This is a genomic window from Hyphomicrobium sp. MC8b, from assembly GCF_905067615.1.
Classification (GTDB): Bacteria; Pseudomonadota; Alphaproteobacteria; order Rhizobiales; family Hyphomicrobiaceae; genus Hyphomicrobium_B.
This window is the reverse complement of sequence record NZ_LR898465.1, coordinates 1,192,443-1,211,059: the sequence shown is the minus strand read 5'-3', so window position 1 is coordinate 1,211,059 and position 18,617 is coordinate 1,192,443. Positions and strand designations below refer to the sequence as shown.

Genomic DNA, 18,617 nt, shown 5'->3' with positions numbered 1-18,617 from the left:
CGTCAATCGTGGCCCGTTACGCAGTCCCCGCAGCGTCCGCGAATTTCCATCGTCATCGAACGGATGTTGAAGTCGTTTTTGCCGGCCCAGGTCTGCAGGCTCTTCACAGCGGTCGGACTATCGAATTCCTTCACCGTGCCGCAGGAATCGCAGATCGCGAAGACAGCCTTTCCGACGTGATGAGGATGATCGCAAGCGACGAAAGCATTGAGGCTTTCAAGCCGATGCGCCAAGCCATCGTCGATTAAACGTTGTAGAGCCCGATAGACCGTTGGTGGCGCGCTGACACCCTTCGCGCGCACCTGTTCGATAAGCTCGTAGGCGCTCACGGGCCGCCCGACGCCCCTCAGCGCTTCGACAATGATCTTGTCCTGATCGGCCGCGCTTCGGCGTTTGGTCGTCTTCTTCGTTATCACTTCGGGCATCTCCACACCCACAATTGCAGGTCACAACGCAGGGTTTCCAGTAAATCACCTCTTAATATGCTGATTTTCTCAGCAACTTTCCAGTCCGACCCAAGTATTGTGCGCCTATTAGGGGCCGTTTCCGACCGTTGCGCGCGGCGGCAACCCCAGGTATATACCCGCCATCTCAAGAAGATTTTCCTGAGACGCCGCCCGGCACCCTTGGAGGCCGGCAAGCGGCTTTTTGGCTCTTCTGATAGGCAGAAGAGCCTTTAACACTCGGAGACGATGCCATGGCTGAGCTCATTACGCTCAAGGCTACGGCGCGCCCGCGTGCCGGCAAGGGGGCCGCACGCCAAGCACGCCGCAATGGAAATGTGCCCGCCGTCATTTACGGCAACCACGAAACCCCGGAAACGATCAATCTCGAATACAACGAGCTGTGGAAGCAGGTCCTGCGCGGCCACTTCACCTCGACGGCTATCGAGATCGACGTCGAAGGCACGAAGCACATCGTGCTCGCCCGCGACGTCCAGGTCGACCCTGTCCGCGACACGCCCCTTCACGTCGACTTCCAGCGCGTCGGCAAGGATGGCGTGATCCGCGTCTCGATCCCCGTGCACTTCACGAACGAAACGTTGTCGCCGGGTCTGAAGCGCGGTGGCGTTCTCAATATCGTCCGCCACGACGTCGAAGTGTTCTGCCCTTATGACAAGATCCCCCGCGCGTTCGAGATCAATCTCGAAGGCATGGAGATCGGCCGTTCGATCCACATCTCGGCCGTCGAGATGCCGGAAGGCGTTTCGCCCGTCATCAAGAATCGCGACTTCACGATTGCGACGATCGCCGGCGCTCTGAAGGGTGACGACGAAGCTGCAAGCACGACCGCAGATGCCGCTGCCGCTCCCGCCGCTGGCGCCAAGGCTGCTCCGGCCGCCGCTGGCAAGGCAGCCCCGGCTGCTGCAGGTAAGGCCGCTCCGGCCGCCAAGCCCGCCGCGAAGAAGTAAGACGTTATATACCGGCGCGATCTGCCGATTGCGCCGGTCTCTCTTTTACCGCGTGATAAACCCAGTGCCGGCTTCCCGACAATGTCCCGCGCCTTCCGGCCGGCTCCCCGGAGGGGAGTCGGAAGGCGCAACGAAAAGGCTCGGTCGGAAGGCACAGTTGAAATGAAGCTCTTCGTCGGTCTTGGCAATCCGGGCGATAAATATCGCGCCAACCGTCACAACATCGGCTTCATGGCGCTCGACCGCATCGCGGAACGCCACAGCTTCGCGCCCTGGCGCAAGAAATTTCAGGGCCTCATCTCCGAAGGCTCGATCGGCGGCGAGCGCGTGGCGCTGCTGAAACCCGAAACCTACATGAACGAGAGCGGCCGCTCTGTCGGCGAAGCCCAGCGTTTTCTAAAAATTCCGCTGTCGGACATTTACGTCTTTCACGACGAGTTGGACCTTGTCCCCGGCAAGGTGAAACTGAAAACGGGCGGCGGCAACGCCGGTCACAATGGCTTGCGCTCGATCACCGCGCACATTGAAAACGAGTACAAGCGCGTGCGCCTCGGCATCGGTCATCCCGGCTCAAAAGATGCCGTCGTCTATTATGTTTTGAACGACTTCGCGAAATCGGAGCGCGAATGGCTCAATGCGCTGCTTGATGCCATCTCCGACGCCGCCCCCTATCTCGCCAAAGGCGAAGACGACCGCTTCCTGAGTGACGTCGCCCGCGTGACGCAGGAAGATCACCAAACGCCTGCGCCCAAGGCTGAGCGCGCGCCACAAGAGTCGCCGCGCCCGCCGAAGGCATCGCGGCCACACCCTGCCGGTGAACGCGCGTCCAAACGCCAGTCCGCCCTCGCCGACAACTTGAAAAAATGGCTGAGCGCGCGAAAATCCGGCGGCGAGGACGCCTAGCATCCTCGCGAAGTTTGGCGAGTTGTGGGGTTGAGCCGATGTCTCAGTATCAGGAAGAGAGCCGCGCGGATTCCGAATCGCGATCTCTTTTCGATCTGGCTATCGGCGCGCTCATTCTCCTTTTGACCGTCGGCGTTTTCGGCAGCGTGCTGAATGACGCTTATTTCGCACGCGATAAAGACAAGACCGGCGTCCGGCGCATTTTCGCCCACCGCTGGAATGATCGCACGCTGGTCTTCCCGATCGAAGGCACCGACCGCCAGGGGCGCCGCGCCGTGTTCGACGTCGTTGTGCTGACGAAGAATTACGGCTGGGTCCGCGCCTCGACGACGGAACTCGAAAAGGATGACACCATCCTGTCCCCGCAAGAGATCCAGGACGAGGTTCTCGCGCCGCAATTGCGTCAGGGCCTGGGCACCGCGCTCGGTCTGATCGCCGTCGGCCTTGCGAGCCAGGAAGGCGACGTCGCCCGCGAGGAGCAGCGCGGTGGTCTCCGCGCCGTTCGCACCGCACAATGGGTGCGCGGCGCCATCGGCAATCGCATCCCGATGTGGACGCTCAATCTCGGCCGCTACATCGATCCGTGCGCCGATTGCGAAGATATAGATACGAGTTGGCAGCGCCCGTTCATCGTCATCGCGGTCCGCAGCGTCGATCAGGGCACGCACATTTCGGAGGCGCTTGCAGACGCCATGTCCGGCACGAGCAATCTTCCCGCACCCTCGCGCTACTCGACATTCGCCTTTACCAAGTACCAGCGGTGAGCCATACGGCCGCACATTGGACCGATAAGGCTTCACATTAAGGCCTGGGTCGCTTAACCCACGGACCACAACCTAAACGGATATTTCCCCACCATGGGCTTCAAATGCGGCATCGTCGGCTTGCCGAACGTCGGCAAGTCAACCCTCTTCAATGCGCTCACGCAAACGGCACAGGCCGAGGCGGCCAACTATCCCTTCTGCACCATCGAACCGAACGTCGGCGAGGTTGCTGTTCCCGATAAGCGCCTCGACACGCTCGCTGGCATTGCTGGTAGCAAGGAAATCATTCCGACGCGCCTGACGTTCGTCGATATCGCCGGCCTCGTCCGCGGCGCTTCGAAGGGCGAAGGCCTCGGCAACAAGTTCCTGTCCCACATTCGCGAAGTCGATGCCGTGGCCTACGTGCTGCGCTGCTTCGTTGACGAAGACATCACCCACGTCGAGAACCGCATCGACCCGCTCGCCGACGCCGACGTCGTCGAAACGGAATTGATGCTCGCCGATCTCGAAAGCCTTGAAAAGCGCATCTCGCAAATCGAGAAGAAAGCGAAGTCCGGCGACAAGGAAGCCAAGGCGCAGTACGCCGTCATGGAAAAGCCGCTGGTGCTTCTGCGTGAAGGCAAGCCCGCTCGCCTCGCGCAGATGACCGCCGAAGAGATGCCCGCCTTCCGTGCGCTGCAGCTTCTGACATCGAAGCCTGTCGTCTACGTCTGCAACGTCGAGGAAGCCTCAGCGGCCAACGGCAACGCCTATTCGAAACAGGTCGAAGAGCGCGCGAAGGCCGAGAACGCGGCTGTCGTCGTCATCTCCGCCAAGATCGAAAGCGAATTCGCAGGCCTCGCGCCGGAAGACCGTGATGCCTTCCTCAGCGAGATGGGCCTCGACGAACCGGGCCTCAATCGCCTGATCCGCGCCGGCTACGACCTGCTCCACCTCGTGACCTACTTCACCGTCGGCCCGAAGGAAGCCCGCGCCTGGACAATCACGCGCGGCACCAAGGCCCCGCAGGCGGCCGGCGTCATCCATACCGACTTCGAAAAGGGCTTCATCCGCGCCGAAACCATTGCCTTCGACGATTATGTGACCGGTAACGGCGAAACCGGTGCTAAAGAAGCCGGAAAAATGCGTCTCGAAGGCAAGGACTACGTCGTCCAGGACGGCGACGTCATGCACTTCCGTTTCGCCAACTAGGACGAACAAACATGTCCAACGAACTGCCTGACCGCCTTTGCAACGATCCCGCCAGTCCGTTCTTCAACGAAGAGCTTCTAAAGCGTGACATCGGCATCCGCTTCAACGGCACCGACAAAACCAACGTTGAAGAATATTGCATCAGCGAAGGTTGGATCCGCGTCGCGGCAGGGAACGCGCGCGACCGCAAAGGCCGCCCGATGACGCTGAAGCTCAAAGGCAAGGTCGAGCCGTATTTCCGCACGGCGTAATGATGACGCCAATGCGGCGCGATCAGCTTCCGCGCCGCTTTCTCGTCGCTGCAGCTTTCCGCGCTGACGCACTGCGCGCCGCCGCCGGTCGCGACGCCGACGCCTTGCCGCCGATCTTTCCACCGCGCTTCGACGCGACGTGCGTGTCTTTCTTCCCGCGACCGGAGCCGCTCTTGTTTCCGCCGCCGCTCTCTTTGTTGACGGTCGCCCACGCGCGCCGCTCGGCTTCCGACTTGCCGACGCCGCGTTTCTCGTAGCCTTCCTCGATGTGTTCGGCCTTGCGTTTCTGTTTGGTCGTATAGCTCGATTTATCGCCTCTCGGCATGACGGCTCCTCCTCGATACATTGAGTGCCGTCCGAGCAACGCGCTGGCACTCGGGAAGTTGCGTCCTACCAGCAGCAAACCGCCGAACAAAAAGGCCCCGCACGAGCAGGGCCTTTTCATTAATCGTCGAAACGAACCGCGCGGTCACTCGGCAGCTTCTGCGCCTTGCGGCATCTTCTGCTGCTGCGCCGTCTCGGAAGCTTTCTGTCGTGTCATGTGATCGAGCGCCGCGCGCACCCCGGCTTCATAATCAGGATGCACCTTCTTGAAGTGGGCGAGCTGCCGCTCCGCGATGAAATCGGGAATGCCCCACATCGCTTCAGCGACGTTCGAGAACAGCCGCGCTTTCTGCTCTTTGTTGAAGAGATTGAACAGCGCCGTCACCTGTCTGTAATCGTCGTTGCCATCGCGATGATTGAAGCGATCGGCATCGCCCGAAATCTTGAGCGGCGGCTCGGCGACGGACTTGTCCTGCTCGGCGCCATGAAACGAGTTCGGCTCGTAATAGGCGTCCACGTTCCCCGTCTCCGGTGCGAAGAACCGCATCGGGCCGTCCTTGTGATAGTTATGAACGGGGCAGCGCGCGGCGTTCACGGGCAGATGCTCGTAGTGCGTGCCGAGGCGATAGCGATGCGCATCCGCATACGAGAAGATGCGCGCCTGCAGCATCTTGTCGGGCGAAAAGCCAATGCCGGGCACGATGTTCGACGGCGAGAATGCCGCTTGCTCGATCTCGGCGAAATAGTTCTCAGGATTGCGGTTGAGCTCGAATACGCCGATGTCGATCGGCGGATAGTCCGCATGCGGCCAAACCTTCGTCAGGTCGAACGGATTATACCAATGCTTGTCTGCATCGGCTTCCGGCATCACCTGAACCTGCATCTTCCACTTCGGGAACTCACCGCGCTCGATCGCCGTGAACAGATCTTCCTGCGTCGATTCACGCGTCCGGCCGACGATCTCGCTCGCTTCGCCGTTCGTCCAGTGCTTATGGCCTTGCAGCGTCTTGAAGTGGAATTTCACCCAGAAACGCTCGTTGTTAGCGTTGATGAATGAATACGTGTGCGAACCGTAGCCGTTCATGTTGCGAACGCCGACCGGCAGACCGCGATCCGACATCAGGATCGTCACTTGGTGCAGGCTCTCCGGCGACAGCGACCAGAAATCCCACATCGCCGTCGGCGAGCGCATGTTGGTTTTCGGATGCCGCTTCTGCGTGTGAATGAAATCGGGAAACTTCATCGGATCGCGGACGAAAAACACCGGCGTGTTGTTGCCGACGAGATCCCAGTTGCCTTCACTGGTATAGAATTTGAGTGCAAAGCCGCGAACATCGCGCTCGGCATCCGCCGCGCCAAGCTCGCCTGCAACGGTGGAGAAGCGCGCGATCATGTCGGTCTTCGCGCCCGGCTGCAGCGCCTTCGCCTTCGTGTACTTCGAAATGTCGCCCGTAATCGTCAGCGTTCCGTAAGCGCCCCAGCCTTTGGCGTGAACTGTGCGCTCAGGAATGCGCTCGCGGTTCTGATGCGCGAGCTTCTCGATGAGCTGGTAGTCCTGCATCAACAGCGGCCCGCGCGGTCCCGCCGAGAGAGAATTCTGGTTATCGGGAACGGGGGCGCCCGCGGTCGTGGTGAGCTTCGTGGTATCGGTCATTGTGATCGTCCTTCCTGGAGGAAACCAAAGAGACCTAAGATCAGAAAAACTTAATCCACCAATCGAATCTTCAGGAAAAGCTTATAAGGCAATCTTATCGCGTACGAACTTCTATAGGAGCGATTGGTCCTTCCTATCGGCGTTTCTGGTTTAGCTCCGCATTCCTGCCATAGGTTTTAAAGCGCTCGGCAATTTCGAGCATTTCAGCATCATCGAGCAGATGTACCTCATTGAGTACGAGTACTTTGTAGTACTGCTCGGCCAGAACTTCCACCTCTCGAGCCATCTCAAGTGCGTGCGCGAGCGAAGCTCCGCAAGCAATCTGGCCGTGATTGGCCATTAAACATGCGTCGCGCTCTCGAAGCCCCGTAGCGACGTGCCGAGCAAGTTCATCCGTTCCGAACGTGGCGTAAGGTACGCAAGGGATGTCCTTCCCGCCCGCAACGGCCACCATGTAATGAAAGGCCGGAATAGCCTTATGCGCACACGCAAGCACCGTCGCATGCAACGAGTGCGTGTGAACGAGCGCATTGCGATCTGGGCGCGCGTGATACGCAGCAAGGTGAAATTGCCACTCGCTCGACGGCTTCAGTTGGCCATCTGGAACGCTGCCGTCTGCGGCGACGAATACGATGTCGTCAGGTTCGGTATCTTCATACTGCTTGCCCGTCGGCGTGATCAGCATGCCGCCGCCGAACCGGCACGAGACATTACCGGAACGCCCTGGCGAAAGTCCCGAACGGCTCATCTCCAGAGCCGTCGCGATGACCTCTTTGCGCAACGATTTTTCGCTTGGCTGCTTCATGAGATCACGCTGCTGCGCTGGTCTTTTCAGGATAGAGCGACAGCAGCCCTTCTCGCGACGCCGCACAAATGCCCCGCTCCGTGATGAAGCCCGTCACGAGCCTCGCAGGTGTCACATCAAAGGCCGGATTACGGGCATGCGTCCCCTCTGCCGCAATCAGAACCGACCCGAGCTCGCCATTGGGCAGCTTGCCCTGAACATACAGAACTTCGTCTTCGCTGCGTTCCTCGATGGGAATGTCGCTGCCTTTTTCGGTGCGCCAGTCGATCGTCGAAAACGGTAGCGCCACATAGAACGGAACCCGCGTATCGTGCGCCGCGAGCGCCTTCAGATACGTGCCGATCTTGTTCGCAACGTCGCCGTTCGCCGTCACCCGGTCCGTGCCGACGATGACGAGATCGACGTCGCCAGCCTGCATGAAATGCCCACCAGCGTTGTCGGCGATGAGGCTATGCGGAACGCCGTGCTGTAAAAGCTCGAACGCCGTCAGCGCCGCGCCCTGGTTGCGCGGCCGCGTCTCGTCCACCCAGACATGCACCGGAATGCCCGCATCGTGCGCGTGATAGATGGGCGACGTCGCCGTTCCCCAATCAACACACGCAAGCCAGCCCGCGTTGCAATGCGTCAGCACCTTGACCGGACCGCCGCCCTTGCGGATTGCAATCTCTTTAATCAACTTAAGGCCGTTGACGCCGATGTTCCGGCACGTCTCGACATCGTCCTCCGCCAGTTCTGCCGCGCGCGCATAGGCGGCGACCGTGCGAATGCTCGGCGCCAGCGGCACCAGTGTTGTGCGCAGGTCTTCCAGCGCCCAGCGTAGATTGACCGCCGTCGGCCGCTGCGCGCCGAGGAACGCAACCGCATTGTCTAGGCTCGCATCCGATGCATCGACACGCATAGCCAGCGCCACGCCGTAAGCCGCCGTGACGCCGATCAGCGGCGCGCCGCGAACCTGCATCGTTTTAATAGCGCGCGCCGCATCCTCCACGGTCTTGAGCACCGGCCGCACGATCTTATGCGGCAGAAGCGTCTGATCGATAATACCGATGGACCAACCGTCCGGTTCGAGCCAGATCGTGCGCGAGGGCACTCCGTCAAGCTTCATGATGAGCCTCCGCGATTGACTTAGTGAAATTAACGATCTCGGCCGCCGCCTCGGCGGAACGCGTTTGCAATAGCATATGGGCGCCGGGAATGACGACCATGCGTGCGCGCCCGCGTTCGCAAACCGCACGCTGAATGGGCGACTTGCGGACGAGCCAATCGCCGCGCCCATGCAGCACCAGGATCGGACAGGCGAGCTGGGCGAAATCCCGCCGCACGTCTACCTCCGCGATGGCCTTGAGCCGCGATGCGCGTACCGAGCGCGATAACGTCGCGACAATTCCTTCGACTTTTTTGACAAGTTCGGGATCGCCGAAAGGTCCCATCAGGACAGCATCGCGAATGCGCGGCGGGGTCGTTCGCGGGTCGACGAGCGCTGCGCGTCGAATTATGCAGCCGGGCCAAGGATTCTTCACGAACGTCGCCGCCAGCACGACGCCCTGCACCTGCCGCCCGAGCTGCGTCGCGACGCGAACCGCAACAGGACCCGAAAACGACTCTCCCAGAAGAAACACCGGTCTTTTGCCGATTACGTTGCGCACGATTTCCGCGTAGCCCGCGTACCCGAGCGACGGATCCTGCGGGTAGCGTACGATTGTAACGGTGAGATCGGGAGCAAGCCGCGCTGCCAAACGGTCGAACAGATCGCCTGTCCCGTCGAGACCGGGCAACAGGACAATCTCGATCGGACCGTTCGCCATGCTCACATGTGACCCGGACCGGGCAACGGAATGTGCAGCGAAGCATCGAGCCCGCAAGCGGCGCACGTCAGCGCATACCATTCCGAATAGGGCCGCACCGACCTGTCGATTATTTGCACCCCCGGCGTTTGGCAGACCGGGCAAGTGTGAACCGTCCAAGGATCGGCCCGCCAAGCGGCAATCCGCTCAAACGCATCTGACAGATGTTCGCTTGGAAGGTCCACGTTTGCTCCCTAGTGGCCTTCGAACGCGACAAGCGCGTGACTGGTGATGCCCAGATCATCGAGCCGCTTCATGCCGCCAAGGTCCGGCAGATCGACGATGAAGGTTGCGCCAACCACCTTGCCGCCGGAACGCTGGACGAGCTTGACCGCCGCTTCCGCCGTGCCGCCCGTCGCGATCAGGTCGTCGACGATCAGCACGCGCGATCCGCTCGCGAAAGCGTCCTCATGAATTTCGATGACGTCCACGCCGTATTCAAGCGTGTACTCCTGCCCGATCGTCTTCCAAGGCTGCTTGCCTTTTTTCCGGATCGGAATGAAGCCACATTCGAGGCGGTCGGCAATCGCGCCACCCAGAATGAACCCGCGCGCCTCGATACCGGCAACCGCGTCGATTTTCTTGTCCTCGAATGGCTTCGCCATGCCTTTGATCGCTTTTTTAAGCCCTTTCGGGTCGGAAAGAAGCGTCGTGATATCCCGAAACATGATCCCGGGCTTTGGATAGTCAGGGATCGTACGAATAAGCTCTTCGAGGGCGTCCAGGTTCTTCACAGTGCTCCACTCCGGTCAAATTGACGGCGCAAAATAGCAATATCGCTGGGTTCTAGGTAGATTTTGAGCAACGCTGTCGTGCTGAAACATTCGGCACTGGCGGCAGCCCTGCTTGAGGGAAGAGTAATGGCATCTCCAGGCACCTCCGCAATCGCAGGACCCGACTTCGACCCGCTTCTCGACGATACGGAAGACTTGCCGCGCACGCTGAGACGCGAAAAGGAAGCCCGCGCCCGGGAAGCACGCGAACGCGCAGCGCAGGAACGCGCGGCCGCGCCGTCGCTCTCGATGGGCCCAGACGATCGTTCACGGCCGCAGCCGCAGATCTACGCAGCATCCGATTTTAACCCCAATGCCGCTGCAGCTGCCGCAACGCTCGCACCGGTGTCGATCCGTAAAATCGACGTGCCCTTCGTCGAGCTGATGCTGTTCTTTCTGAAAGCCGTCATCGCCAGCATCCCCGCGCTCATCCTGCTCGGCACCGTACTATGGACGCTCGGCACCCTACTCGAAATGATCTTCCCCTGGCTCATCAAGATGAAGATCCTGATCAGCTTCCCGAACTAACGCACGCCTCTCCGGGCCGCCCTCGGAACAATCCCGTGGATGACAATCAGGAGCTATCCCAGCACCCGCCCCGCAACGGCATCGAGCTTCTTCAACAGCTCAGGATCGCGCGCTTCCGGGGGCGTGATCAGCGCAACTTCGAGTGCCCTGTCCGAGCCGATCGGACACGCAGGATGCTCGCGCGGAAAATCCCGCGCGAGATGCGCGACGAGCCGCTGCGCCTTTTCTGTATTCGCGTGCATGACAGCAATGATCGACGCGACATCGACGTCTTCATGATCGTCGTGCCAGCAATCGTAATCCGTCACCATCGCGACGCTCGCGTAGCAAATCTCCGCTTCGCGCGCGAGCTTGGCTTCCGGCATGTTCGTCATGCCGATGACATCGCAATCCCAAGACCGGTAAAGGTTGCTTTCTGCGCGCGTGGAAAATTGCGGTCCTTCCATCGCGAGGTAGGTGCCGCCCTTGTGCACCTCGATCTTCTCGGCCTTCGCCGACTTTTCGAGCGCCTTCGTTAGCAGCGGACTGATCGGATCGCCCATCGCAACATGCGCAACGCAACCGTTGCCGAAGAACGACTTCTCGCGCGCGAACGTCCGGTCGATGAACTGATCGGGAAGCACGAAATCGCCCGGCTTGTATTTCTTCTTCAATGATCCGCACGCGGAAACCGAAATGAGATCGGTCACGCCGGCACGCTTTAACGCATCGATGTTCGCGCGGTAATTGATGCCCGTCGGCGACAGCTTATGCCCGCGCCCGTGCCGCGGCAGAAAGCGGATCGGCAATCCGTCGATATCGGCAAACAGAATTTCGTCCGAAGGCGCGCCCCACGGGCTCTCGATCACCTTCCATTCCGGATTGGCAAGGCCCGGCAGCTGATAGAACCCACTGCCCCCAACGATGCCCAGAACCGATGCCGTCATCACCCACCTTTTCCATTTCAATGTACCCGCCGATACAAAAGAAAAAAGGCTACGCAAGCGCAGCCTTCCAGTTTGCAAATCGTCACAAGCGCTCAGGGTCAGTGCTTAATGCTGGCCCAGATCCGCCTCTTGCCCAGGTAGAGCAAGCCAGTGGTGACGATAAGATACAAAATGACCTGCCATCCGATCTGCTTGCGCGTATCGAGCGTGGGGTCGGCGGCCCATGACAGAAATGCGACAACGTCTTTCGCGTAGTTATCGACGGTGTCAGGTGTGCCGTCCTGGTAACTGACGAGACCGTCGGAAAGCGGCGGCGGCATGCTGATTTGATGACCGGGGAAAATCTTGTTGTAGAATTTTCCGTCCGTCAGTTTGAAGTCTGCCGGCGGATCGGAATAACCGTGCATCAGCGCATAGATGTAGTCTGCGCCGCCTTCCTGATAGGCCTTGGCAATATCGCCAAGCATCAGGAATGGATGGATCCACCAGCTCGGATTGCGCTCAACGCCGCGTGCCCGAGCGATAAGCGATAGATCAGGCGGCAACGCGCCGTTTTGCGCCGCCCGCGCTTCCTGATCATTATGATACGGCCCACGGATTGGATCAGACAGCAGCGCCGGACGCTCGAACATTTTGCCTTCGTCGTTGGGACCGTCCGTGATCTGGTTCGGCCACGTCTTCGCCAGCTCCTTCACGGCTGCTTCCGGAAATTCCGGTCCGCCCGGCTGCACGAGATTGCGGAACGACAGATACTTAAGGCCGTGACAGTTCGAACAAACGTCCTTGTAGACCTGGAAGCCGCGCTGCAATTGCGCCTTATCGAATTGCCCGGTGAAGCCCGAGAACGACCACGTCTGCCGATGGATCTCCGGATGTCCCGCTTCCTCCGCAGAGGCGCTCGTAACCGCGAGCACGAACGAAAGCGCGAAGATCAATGAAAGTGAGATGCGCTGTTTCATCTGTCGCTCCTCACCGCGTCTCAGGTGCGGCAGCGGCACCCGACGGCAGCCCCGCGCCGCCCTTGCCGAGCACCGATTCCGTGATCGAGCGCGGCAGCCTTCGCGGCGTCTCGATAAGGCCGACGATCGGCATCGCAACGAGGAAGAACAAGAAATAGCAGACAGTGAAGATCTGTGCGGCAACCACATACACGCCTTCCGCCGGTTTCGACCCAAGATAGCCAAGAGCCACGCACGTGAAGACGAAGAACCAGAAGAACCACTTGAAGATCGGCCGGTATTTATTCGACCGGATACGCGATGTATCGAGCCACGGCGCGAACGCGATGATGATCACGGCAGAGAACATCGCTACGACGCCGCAAAGCTTTGCATACTGCCCGAGCGGAATGCCGAGGAACGAGCTCGTGAAGGCGCGCAGGATTGCGTAAAACGGCAGGAAATACCATTCCGGCACGATATGCGGCGGCGTCACCAGCGGGTTCGCTTCGATGTAATTGTCGGCGTGTCCCAGATAGTCCGGCACGAAAAACACGAACCACGCGTAAAGCAGCAGGAACGCGAAAATCCCGACCGCATCCTTCGACGTTGCATAAGGGTGCATCGGCACGCAGTCTGTCGGCTCCTTGAGATCGAGACCCGTCGGATTGTTCTGCCCGACGACGTGCAACGCCCAGATGTGCAGCCCGACGACGCCCGCTAGCACGAATGGCAACAGGTAGTGCAGCGAGAAGAAACGATTGAGCGTCACGCCCGAGACTGCATAGCCGCCCCACAGCCATTCGACGACCGCTGTCCCGAGCCCATTGACGATCGTATCGAGCGCAGAAAAGAGGTTGGTGATGACCGTCACGCCCCAGAAGCTCATCTGCCCCCACGGCAGCGTGTAGCCCATGAACGCCGTCGCCATCATCAGCAGCATGATCAACACGCCAAGGATCCACAGCACTTCGCGCGGCGCCTTATACGAGCCGTAATAGAAGCCCCGGAAGATATGGATGTAGACGGCGAAAAAGAACATCGATGCGCCGACAGCATGGAAATTACGCAGCATCCAGCCATAGTTCACGTCGCGCCGGATCTGCTCAATGGAGTTGAATGCACCTGTCGCGCTCGGCTGATAGTGCATCGCCAGCACGACCCCCGTCGCGATCTGCCCAAAGAGAATCAGCGTCAGGATACCGCCGAAGGTCCACAGGTAATTGAGGTTCCGCGGCGTCGGATAGTCGATAAAGCTGTTGTTCACGAAGCGGCCGATCGGTAGGCGCTCGTCGAGCCACTTGCCCCACCGCGTTTCGGCCACGTAATTCGAGGTTCGGGCTCCCATATGCTCTCTCCCCCCTAACCGATTTTGATTTTTGTTGCGGTCGTGAACGCATAGGGCGGCACTTCCATATTGCGCGGTGCCGGTCCCTTACGAATGCGTCCGGAGGTATCGTATTGCGAGCCGTGGCATGGGCAGAACCATCCACCGAACTCCCCACGCTCGTCGCCCAGGGCTTGGCCCTTCGGAATGCAGCCCAGATGCGTGCAAATGCCGATGATGATGATCCAGTTCTCGTGCCCGGCCTTGGTGCGGTTGGCATCGGTTGCAGGATCGTCTGTCGGCAGATCCTCGTTCCGCGCCAGCGGATCGGGCAGATCCTTCACAGGCACCGCCAGCGCCGATTCGATCTCCGCCTTCGTCCGATTGCGGATGAAGATCGGCTTGCCGCGCCACATCGCTGTGATCGCCTGCCCTTCTTTCACCGGAGCAAGATCGACCTCCACCGACGACAGCGCCATCGTGCTGGCGTCGGGATTCATCTGCTGAATGAAAGGCCAAAGAAGCGACGCGGCGCCGACAGCAGCGAACGCGTTTCCAGCAACCACCAGGAAATCCCGGCGGTGCGGCTCCAAGGCATCTGTGCTCAACGCACGCCTCCCGCATTGGGGAACCAGAGCCAGAGGCTTCACCGGTTGCACAGGACAGTGCCCGCCACCGATTGCCTATTTTTTGGTCTCCAGTTCGTTCATTTCTTCCCTAGTTGGATGTTTTGACAGCGTTTGATGCCGCTATCAATCGGAAAGCGCGACAAAAAGTGAGGGGCAATTTGGCGCACACGTCGCAGTAGACACGAATCTCTGAGATCCCTCAGACACCCCGGATGCGCCTCGCCCTCTATCAACCCGATATTGCTCAGAACACCGGAACGATCCTTCGCCTCGGAGCCTGCTTTGGCGTGCCCGTCGACGTCATCGGCCCGACCGGCTTCGACATGAGCGATCGCTCCTTGAAACGCGCCGCGCTCGATTACTTGCCTTTCGTCGATCTCACACGGCACGTGAGCTTCGACGTCTTCATGGCCACACGACGCGCTTCCGCCGAACCGCCAGGACGTCTCGTCCTTCTCACAACGAAGGCTACATCGACGCATTGCGACTTCACTTTCGCGCCGAACGATACGCTGCTGCTTGGCCGCGAAAGCGCCGGCGTTCCCGATGCCGTCCACGACCAAGCCGATGCACGCATCATCATACCGATGCGACCTGGTCTCAGATCGTTGAACGTTGCAGTTGCCGCCGCCATAGTGCTCGGCGAAGCGCTGCGGCAGACGCATGGCTTTCCCGCCGCCTGACGCTTCCCGCCCTGTCGCACGCGTGACACGCGAATGCTGCAAATCTGTTGGATCGCACCGACACGTCGCAGAATAGCATGCCGATCGACTTCATTCTGATCATTGCCGGCGTTGCCTCAGCGCTTCTGTTGATTGCGGGAATGATGGCCGGACGGATCAACCCCGCTTGGCGGATTTGGCCCGCGCCCCCAGTCGGGTCAGCAAAAAGCTTCGCCTTCTGGACACTTTTTCGAACGTTGAACGTCTCAGTCCTGATCCTCGCGGCTGAGCGTTTCCTAACGACGCTGTCCGGATCGCTAGCTCCGTTCCGCATCGCGCTCGCTGCCGTCGCGTTCATTGCAGGCGTCGTTTATATTTATACGCTATGGTCGCTGGGCCGAAAGGCAACCTACTGTCAGGCGAGCGGCCTTGAGACAACCGGCGTCTATCGCTGGACGCGAAATCCGCAATACGCGACGGCCATTCTCGCTTTCACGGCACTCGGATTAGCGGCTTGGTCATGGGACGCCACGCTTCTCGCCGCAGCACTCGTCATCGTTTACGCCATGATGGCGCGAACGGAAGAGCCGTGGCTCGAAGCCCGCTACGGCCGCCCCTATCTCGACTACAAGAAAGACGTGCCGCGCTTCTTCAATATCCGCCACGCAGCGAGCGAGCTTCAGGCCTTTTTGGCGCACAAAGTTCCCGCTCTCGCCAGCAGCCAACGTAGCAAGCGTTAGCGGCGGAATTACTCCGCCGCCTCGCGTGCGAGGAAGCCGCCGGACTGGCGCAGCCACAGCTGGGCATAAAGACCGCCGCGCTTCAGAAGATCCGCATGCGAACCTTCTTCGACAATCCGGCCGTCTTCCATCACGACCAGCCGGTCCATCGCCGCAATGGTCGAAAGCCGGTGTGCGATCGCAATCACGGTTTTGCCGTCCATCAGCTTCTCGAAGCTCGACTGGATCGCAGACTCGACCTCTGAATCAAGCGCACTCGTCGCCTCGTCGAGCACCAGGATCGGCGCGTTCTTCAGCAGTACGCGCGCAATGGCGATACGCTGCCGCTGACCGCCCGAAAGCTTCACGCCGCGCTCGCCGACATGCGCGTCGTAACCCTTGCGGCCCTTGAGGTCTTCGAGATCCATGATGAAATCGTGCGCCTCGGCCTGCTTTGCGGCGGCGATCACGTCCTCGTCCGTGGCATCGAGACGGCCATAGAGGATGTTGTCGCGCACCGACCGATGCAAAAGCGACGTGTCTTGCGTCACCATCCCGATTTCCGCGCGCAGGCTGTCCTGCGTGACGCGCGAGATGTCCTGCCCATCGATCAGAATACGGCCGCCTTCGAGGTCATAGAACCGCAGCAGCAGATTGACGAGCGTCGACTTGCCAGCGCCGGAACGCCCGACCAGACCAACCTTCTCGCCCGGCCGCACCTTTAGCGAAAGATCCTCGATCACGCGCGGCGGCGCATCTTCTGCAGACGCACGTCCTGCTCCGTAGTGGAAATGAATGTGATCGAAGCGGATTTCTCCGCGCGGCACGACGACCGGCTTCGCATCCGGCGTATCGACGAGCAGGTTCGGCCGCGAGATCGTCTCCATGCCTTCATGCACGACGCCGATGTTCTCGAACACGTCCGCAATCGTCCACATCACCCAGCCCGACATCGTCACGATGCGAATGACAAGACCGCCGACGACCGCGATGTCGCCGACCGAGACGTGATGCAGCGTCCACAGCCAGATCGCCGTTCCCGTTGTCGCAACGAGCAGCAGGCCGTTGAGCGAATAGAGCGTGATTTCCATGCCGGTGATGAGACGCAGAGACGCCTGCCACTTCGTCATCTGCTCGGTCAGCGCCTCGCGCGCATAGATATCCTCGCGCTCGGCATGCGCGAAGAGCTTCACGGTCATGATGTTCGTATAGCTGTCGACAATGCGGCCGACGAGCATCGAACGAGCTTCCGATGCTTCTGTCGAGCGCGCCTTGATGCGCGGCACAAAATAGCGCAGCGCCACGACGTAAGCGACGAGCCAAGCGATCAGCGGAATGGTCAGCCGCCAATCGGACGCCGCAAACAGCAGCGCCGAACCGATGAACTGCACGCTCGCATACCACAGTGCGTCGATCAGCTGGACGACGCTTTCACGCAGCGATGTGCCCGTCTGCATGATCTTGTTGGCGACGCGGCCCGCGAAATCGTTCTGGAAGAAACCGAGGCTCTGCCGCAGCACATAGCGATGCGTCTGCCACCGAATGCGCGTCGTGCAGCCCGCAGAGAGCATCTGGTTCTTGATGAAGTCGTGCGCCGTCGAGATGACCGGCCGCAGCACCAGCGCCACGAACGCCATGCCCGCCAGCATCCACCCGTAGGTCGAAACGAACGTCGCCGGATCGCCATGCGTCCGCATTTTGTCGACGATCGCACCGATAAAGCCCATCAACGCCACTTCGATGGTCGAGCCCAGGCAGCCAGCGATCAGCAGCAGCACGAAAAACGGCCAAAGAGGCTTGATAAAAAACCAATAGAAAGCCCACAATGTATCGGGCGGGCGCACGATCGCGCGCTCGTCGAACGGCTTGATGCGGGTCTCACCCCAGCTCATAAGTCGGCGCAACATGATCTATCGCAATGACGAAAGCGGCGCCTGCTCGCAAAGTCGGGCTAGATCCGACTGGCGACGGCGACCGGATGTTGATCGTTGATATCGGTTGGAGCTAAGGGTCTTTTCAGTCAAAAACAAGACATAGCTCAGATAAATCCATGAACGCCCCTGAAATGCCACTAGAGCAGAAAAAAGCCACCGCGCGTGCGTGGTTTGAAAAACTGCGTGACGACATCTGCACAGCGTTCGAGAAGCTGGAAACAAGCCTTCCCGAACACGCTCCACACGGAAAAGACGCGCCGGGCACCTTCGTCCGCACGCCCTGGAATCGCGCCAAAGCCGGTGAACCTGATGCCGGCGGCGGCGTGATGAGCCTCATGCATGGCCGCGTTTTCGAGAAAGTCGGCGTGCACACATCCACGGTTTACGGCGAATTTGCCCCGGAGTTCCGCAAACAAATTCCCGGCGCCGAAGAAAACCCTGAGTTCTGGGCGTCGGGCATTTCGCTCATCGGCCACCCAATCAACCCCAACGTGCCTGCGGTTCATATGAACACGCGCATGATCGTGACGAACAAGTGGTGGTTCGGCGGCGGTGCCGACCTGACGCCGGTGCTCGACAAGCGCCGCACGCAGTCGGATGCCGATACGCTCGCTTTTCATGCCGCCATGTACGGCGCCTGCGCCAATCACCCGATCGTCGATTACACCAAGCTCAAAAACTGGTGCGATGAGTACTTTTTCCTGCCGCACCGGAATGAACCGCGCGGCGTCGGCGGTATTTTCTACGATTATCTGACGCCTTCCGATGCCGAAGGCGGCTGGGATGCAGCCTTCGCTTTCACCCAGGATGTCGGACGCGCATTCCACAGCGTCTACCCGATGCTGGTGCGTGGCAATTACACAATGCCGTACTCGGGCGCGCAGCGGGAAGAGCAATTGATCCGCCGTGGCCGCTACGTCGAATACAATCTGCTCTACGACCGCGGCACGACGTTCGGTCTGAAAACCGGCGGCAACACCGAGTCGATCCTGTCTTCGATGCCGCCCGTGGTGAAGTGGCCCTGATTTACAAAC

The 18,617-nt window shown here is 60.2% G+C and carries 21 protein-coding genes; 9 read left to right on the top strand and 12 right to left on the bottom strand.

The genetic code is table 11. The annotated features are described in order from the left end of the window. Positions 1 to 2 precede the first annotated feature (2 nt). Entirely contained in the window at positions 3 to 425 is a 423-nt protein-coding gene (locus ACLB1Z_RS05880; RefSeq protein WP_409562473.1) for a Fur family transcriptional regulator, read from the bottom strand. A 272-nt stretch (positions 426 to 697) separates the two neighbouring features. Between ACLB1Z_RS05880 and ACLB1Z_RS05875 the strand changes: the two genes are divergently transcribed. From ACLB1Z_RS05875 to ACLB1Z_RS05855, 5 genes are all read left to right on the top strand, one after another. Beyond that, entirely contained in the window at positions 698 to 1,411 is a 714-nt protein-coding gene (locus ACLB1Z_RS05875; RefSeq protein WP_409562472.1) for a 50S ribosomal protein L25/general stress protein Ctc, read from the top strand. Positions 1,412 to 1,573: 162 nt separating this feature from the next. Beyond that, the gene (gene pth, locus ACLB1Z_RS05870; protein WP_409562471.1) at positions 1,574 to 2,314 is read left to right on the top strand and encodes an aminoacyl-tRNA hydrolase; all 741 of its coding nucleotides are present in this window, start codon (positions 1,574 to 1,576) and stop codon (positions 2,312 to 2,314) included. Between the two features lie 38 nt (positions 2,315 to 2,352). Beyond that, positions 2,353 to 3,078 carry a hypothetical protein gene (locus tag ACLB1Z_RS05865; protein WP_409562470.1) on the top strand — a complete coding sequence of 242 codons (726 nt, stop codon included), beginning with the start codon at positions 2,353 to 2,355 and terminating at the stop codon, positions 3,076 to 3,078. A 93-nt stretch (positions 3,079 to 3,171) separates the two neighbouring features. Then, positions 3,172 to 4,269: a redox-regulated ATPase YchF gene (gene ychF, locus ACLB1Z_RS05860; protein WP_013946567.1), complete on the top strand. Its 1,098-nt coding sequence runs from the start codon at positions 3,172 to 3,174 to the stop codon at positions 4,267 to 4,269. Positions 4,270 to 4,280: 11 nt separating this feature from the next. Then, complete coding sequence (locus ACLB1Z_RS05855; RefSeq protein ID WP_409562469.1) at positions 4,281 to 4,520, top strand: DUF3297 family protein; 240 nt, start codon at positions 4,281 to 4,283, stop codon at positions 4,518 to 4,520. Positions 4,521 to 4,542: 22 nt separating this feature from the next. On the opposite strand, the gene ACLB1Z_RS05850 is transcribed toward ACLB1Z_RS05855, so the two are convergent. The 6 genes from ACLB1Z_RS05850 to ACLB1Z_RS05825 all read right to left on the bottom strand — a co-directional run bounded on the left by ACLB1Z_RS05850 (position 4,543) and on the right by ACLB1Z_RS05825 (position 9,815). Beyond that, positions 4,543 to 4,845: a plasmid stabilization protein gene (locus tag ACLB1Z_RS05850; protein WP_409562468.1), complete on the bottom strand. Its 303-nt coding sequence runs from the start codon at positions 4,843 to 4,845 to the stop codon at positions 4,543 to 4,545. Positions 4,846 to 4,989: 144 nt separating this feature from the next. Further along, positions 4,990 to 6,498, bottom strand: coding sequence for a catalase (locus ACLB1Z_RS05845; protein WP_409562467.1), 1,509 nt, complete (start codon positions 6,496 to 6,498; stop codon positions 4,990 to 4,992). 133 nt (positions 6,499 to 6,631) lie between these two features. Further along, a complete protein-coding gene (locus tag ACLB1Z_RS05840) occupies positions 6,632 to 7,303 on the bottom strand; it encodes an L-fuculose-phosphate aldolase (protein WP_409562466.1) in 672 nt (223 codons plus the stop codon). A 4-nt stretch (positions 7,304 to 7,307) separates the two neighbouring features. Beyond that, positions 7,308 to 8,408: an S-methyl-5-thioribose-1-phosphate isomerase gene (mtnA, locus tag ACLB1Z_RS05835; protein ID WP_409562465.1), complete on the bottom strand. Its 1,101-nt coding sequence runs from the start codon at positions 8,406 to 8,408 to the stop codon at positions 7,308 to 7,310. Then, on the bottom strand, positions 8,398 to 9,108 hold the full coding sequence (locus ACLB1Z_RS05830) for an alpha/beta fold hydrolase (RefSeq protein ID WP_409562464.1): 711 nt from the start codon (positions 9,106 to 9,108) through the stop codon (positions 8,398 to 8,400). The genes mtnA and ACLB1Z_RS05830 overlap by 11 nt, the downstream gene beginning before the upstream one ends. A gap of 233 nt (positions 9,109 to 9,341) precedes the next feature. After that, complete coding sequence (locus tag ACLB1Z_RS05825) at positions 9,342 to 9,815, bottom strand: adenine phosphoribosyltransferase (RefSeq protein ID WP_409563230.1); 474 nt, start codon at positions 9,813 to 9,815, stop codon at positions 9,342 to 9,344. Between the two features lie 192 nt (positions 9,816 to 10,007). Here ACLB1Z_RS05825 and ACLB1Z_RS05820 point away from each other — a divergent pair, with 192 nt between their 5' ends. Beyond that, positions 10,008 to 10,448, top strand: coding sequence for a hypothetical protein (locus tag ACLB1Z_RS05820; protein ID WP_409562463.1), 441 nt, complete (start codon positions 10,008 to 10,010; stop codon positions 10,446 to 10,448). 53 nt (positions 10,449 to 10,501) lie between these two features. Here ACLB1Z_RS05820 and ACLB1Z_RS05815 read toward each other — a convergent pair whose 3' ends face one another. From ACLB1Z_RS05815 to petA, 4 genes are all read right to left on the bottom strand, one after another. Beyond that, positions 10,502 to 11,374, bottom strand: coding sequence for an S-methyl-5'-thioadenosine phosphorylase (locus ACLB1Z_RS05815; RefSeq protein WP_409562462.1), 873 nt, complete (start codon positions 11,372 to 11,374; stop codon positions 10,502 to 10,504). A 98-nt stretch (positions 11,375 to 11,472) separates the two neighbouring features. Beyond that, positions 11,473 to 12,333 (bottom strand): cytochrome c1, encoded by an 861-nt coding sequence (locus ACLB1Z_RS05810; protein WP_409562461.1) that lies wholly within the window; start codon positions 12,331 to 12,333, stop codon positions 11,473 to 11,475. A gap of 10 nt (positions 12,334 to 12,343) precedes the next feature. Continuing rightward, positions 12,344 to 13,660 (bottom strand): cytochrome b, encoded by a 1,317-nt coding sequence (locus tag ACLB1Z_RS05805; RefSeq protein ID WP_409562460.1) that lies wholly within the window; start codon positions 13,658 to 13,660, stop codon positions 12,344 to 12,346. A 14-nt stretch (positions 13,661 to 13,674) separates the two neighbouring features. Continuing rightward, positions 13,675 to 14,247 carry a ubiquinol-cytochrome c reductase iron-sulfur subunit gene (petA, locus tag ACLB1Z_RS05800; RefSeq protein ID WP_409562459.1) on the bottom strand — a complete coding sequence of 191 codons (573 nt, stop codon included), beginning with the start codon at positions 14,245 to 14,247 and terminating at the stop codon, positions 13,675 to 13,677. Between the two features lie 233 nt (positions 14,248 to 14,480). Between petA and ACLB1Z_RS05795 the strand changes: the two genes are divergently transcribed. Together ACLB1Z_RS05795 and ACLB1Z_RS05790 are read left to right on the top strand one after the other, a co-directional pair. Beyond that, positions 14,481 to 14,951 carry a tRNA (cytidine(34)-2'-O)-methyltransferase gene (locus ACLB1Z_RS05795; protein ID WP_409562458.1) on the top strand — a complete coding sequence of 157 codons (471 nt, stop codon included), beginning with the start codon at positions 14,481 to 14,483 and terminating at the stop codon, positions 14,949 to 14,951. A gap of 77 nt (positions 14,952 to 15,028) precedes the next feature. After that, the gene (locus tag ACLB1Z_RS05790; RefSeq protein WP_409562457.1) at positions 15,029 to 15,670 is read left to right on the top strand and encodes a methyltransferase family protein; all 642 of its coding nucleotides are present in this window, start codon (positions 15,029 to 15,031) and stop codon (positions 15,668 to 15,670) included. Between the two features lie 8 nt (positions 15,671 to 15,678). Here the strand turns inward: ACLB1Z_RS05790 and ACLB1Z_RS05785 are convergent, their stop codons facing one another. Next, positions 15,679 to 17,556, bottom strand: coding sequence for an ABC transporter ATP-binding protein (locus ACLB1Z_RS05785; RefSeq protein ID WP_409562456.1), 1,878 nt, complete (start codon positions 17,554 to 17,556; stop codon positions 15,679 to 15,681). 143 nt (positions 17,557 to 17,699) lie between these two features. On the opposite strand from ACLB1Z_RS05785, the gene hemF reads away from it, so the two are divergent. Further along, positions 17,700 to 18,608, top strand: coding sequence for an oxygen-dependent coproporphyrinogen oxidase (gene hemF / locus ACLB1Z_RS05780; RefSeq protein WP_409562455.1), 909 nt, complete (start codon positions 17,700 to 17,702; stop codon positions 18,606 to 18,608). Positions 18,609 to 18,617: the final 9 nt, after the last annotated feature.

What these genes read in the sequence shown, in the direction of transcription:
- ACLB1Z_RS05880 (WP_409562473.1), bottom strand. Translation starts at nt 425, where the DNA reads ATGCCCGAAGTGATAACGAAGAAGACGACCAAACGCCGAAGCGCGGCC.
- ACLB1Z_RS05875 (WP_409562472.1), top strand. Translation starts at nt 698, where the DNA reads ATGGCTGAGCTCATTACGCTCAAGGCTACGGCGCGCCCGCGTGCCGGC.
- pth (WP_409562471.1), top strand. Translation starts at nt 1,574, where the DNA reads ATGAAGCTCTTCGTCGGTCTTGGCAATCCGGGCGATAAATATCGCGCC.
- ACLB1Z_RS05865 (WP_409562470.1), top strand. Translation starts at nt 2,353, where the DNA reads ATGTCTCAGTATCAGGAAGAGAGCCGCGCGGATTCCGAATCGCGATCT.
- ychF (WP_013946567.1), top strand. Translation starts at nt 3,172, where the DNA reads ATGGGCTTCAAATGCGGCATCGTCGGCTTGCCGAACGTCGGCAAGTCA.
- ACLB1Z_RS05855 (WP_409562469.1), top strand. Translation starts at nt 4,281, where the DNA reads ATGTCCAACGAACTGCCTGACCGCCTTTGCAACGATCCCGCCAGTCCG.
- ACLB1Z_RS05850 (WP_409562468.1), bottom strand. Translation starts at nt 4,845, where the DNA reads ATGCCGAGAGGCGATAAATCGAGCTATACGACCAAACAGAAACGCAAG.
- ACLB1Z_RS05845 (WP_409562467.1), bottom strand. Translation starts at nt 6,498, where the DNA reads ATGACCGATACCACGAAGCTCACCACGACCGCGGGCGCCCCCGTTCCC.
- ACLB1Z_RS05840 (WP_409562466.1), bottom strand. Translation starts at nt 7,303, where the DNA reads ATGAAGCAGCCAAGCGAAAAATCGTTGCGCAAAGAGGTCATCGCGACG.
- mtnA (WP_409562465.1), bottom strand. Translation starts at nt 8,408, where the DNA reads ATGAAGCTTGACGGAGTGCCCTCGCGCACGATCTGGCTCGAACCGGAC.
- ACLB1Z_RS05830 (WP_409562464.1), bottom strand. Translation starts at nt 9,108, where the DNA reads ATGGCGAACGGTCCGATCGAGATTGTCCTGTTGCCCGGTCTCGACGGG.
- ACLB1Z_RS05825 (WP_409563230.1), bottom strand. Translation starts at nt 9,815, where the DNA reads ATGTTTCGGGATATCACGACGCTTCTTTCCGACCCGAAAGGGCTTAAA.
- ACLB1Z_RS05820 (WP_409562463.1), top strand. Translation starts at nt 10,008, where the DNA reads ATGGCATCTCCAGGCACCTCCGCAATCGCAGGACCCGACTTCGACCCG.
- ACLB1Z_RS05815 (WP_409562462.1), bottom strand. Translation starts at nt 11,374, where the DNA reads ATGACGGCATCGGTTCTGGGCATCGTTGGGGGCAGTGGGTTCTATCAG.
- ACLB1Z_RS05810 (WP_409562461.1), bottom strand. Translation starts at nt 12,333, where the DNA reads ATGAAACAGCGCATCTCACTTTCATTGATCTTCGCGCTTTCGTTCGTG.
- ACLB1Z_RS05805 (WP_409562460.1), bottom strand. Translation starts at nt 13,660, where the DNA reads ATGGGAGCCCGAACCTCGAATTACGTGGCCGAAACGCGGTGGGGCAAG.
- ACLB1Z_RS05795 (WP_409562458.1), top strand. Translation starts at nt 14,481, where the DNA reads ATGCGCCTCGCCCTCTATCAACCCGATATTGCTCAGAACACCGGAACG.
- ACLB1Z_RS05790 (WP_409562457.1), top strand. Translation starts at nt 15,029, where the DNA reads ATGCCGATCGACTTCATTCTGATCATTGCCGGCGTTGCCTCAGCGCTT.
- ACLB1Z_RS05785 (WP_409562456.1), bottom strand. Translation starts at nt 17,556, where the DNA reads ATGTTGCGCCGACTTATGAGCTGGGGTGAGACCCGCATCAAGCCGTTC.
- hemF (WP_409562455.1), top strand. Translation starts at nt 17,700, where the DNA reads ATGAACGCCCCTGAAATGCCACTAGAGCAGAAAAAAGCCACCGCGCGT.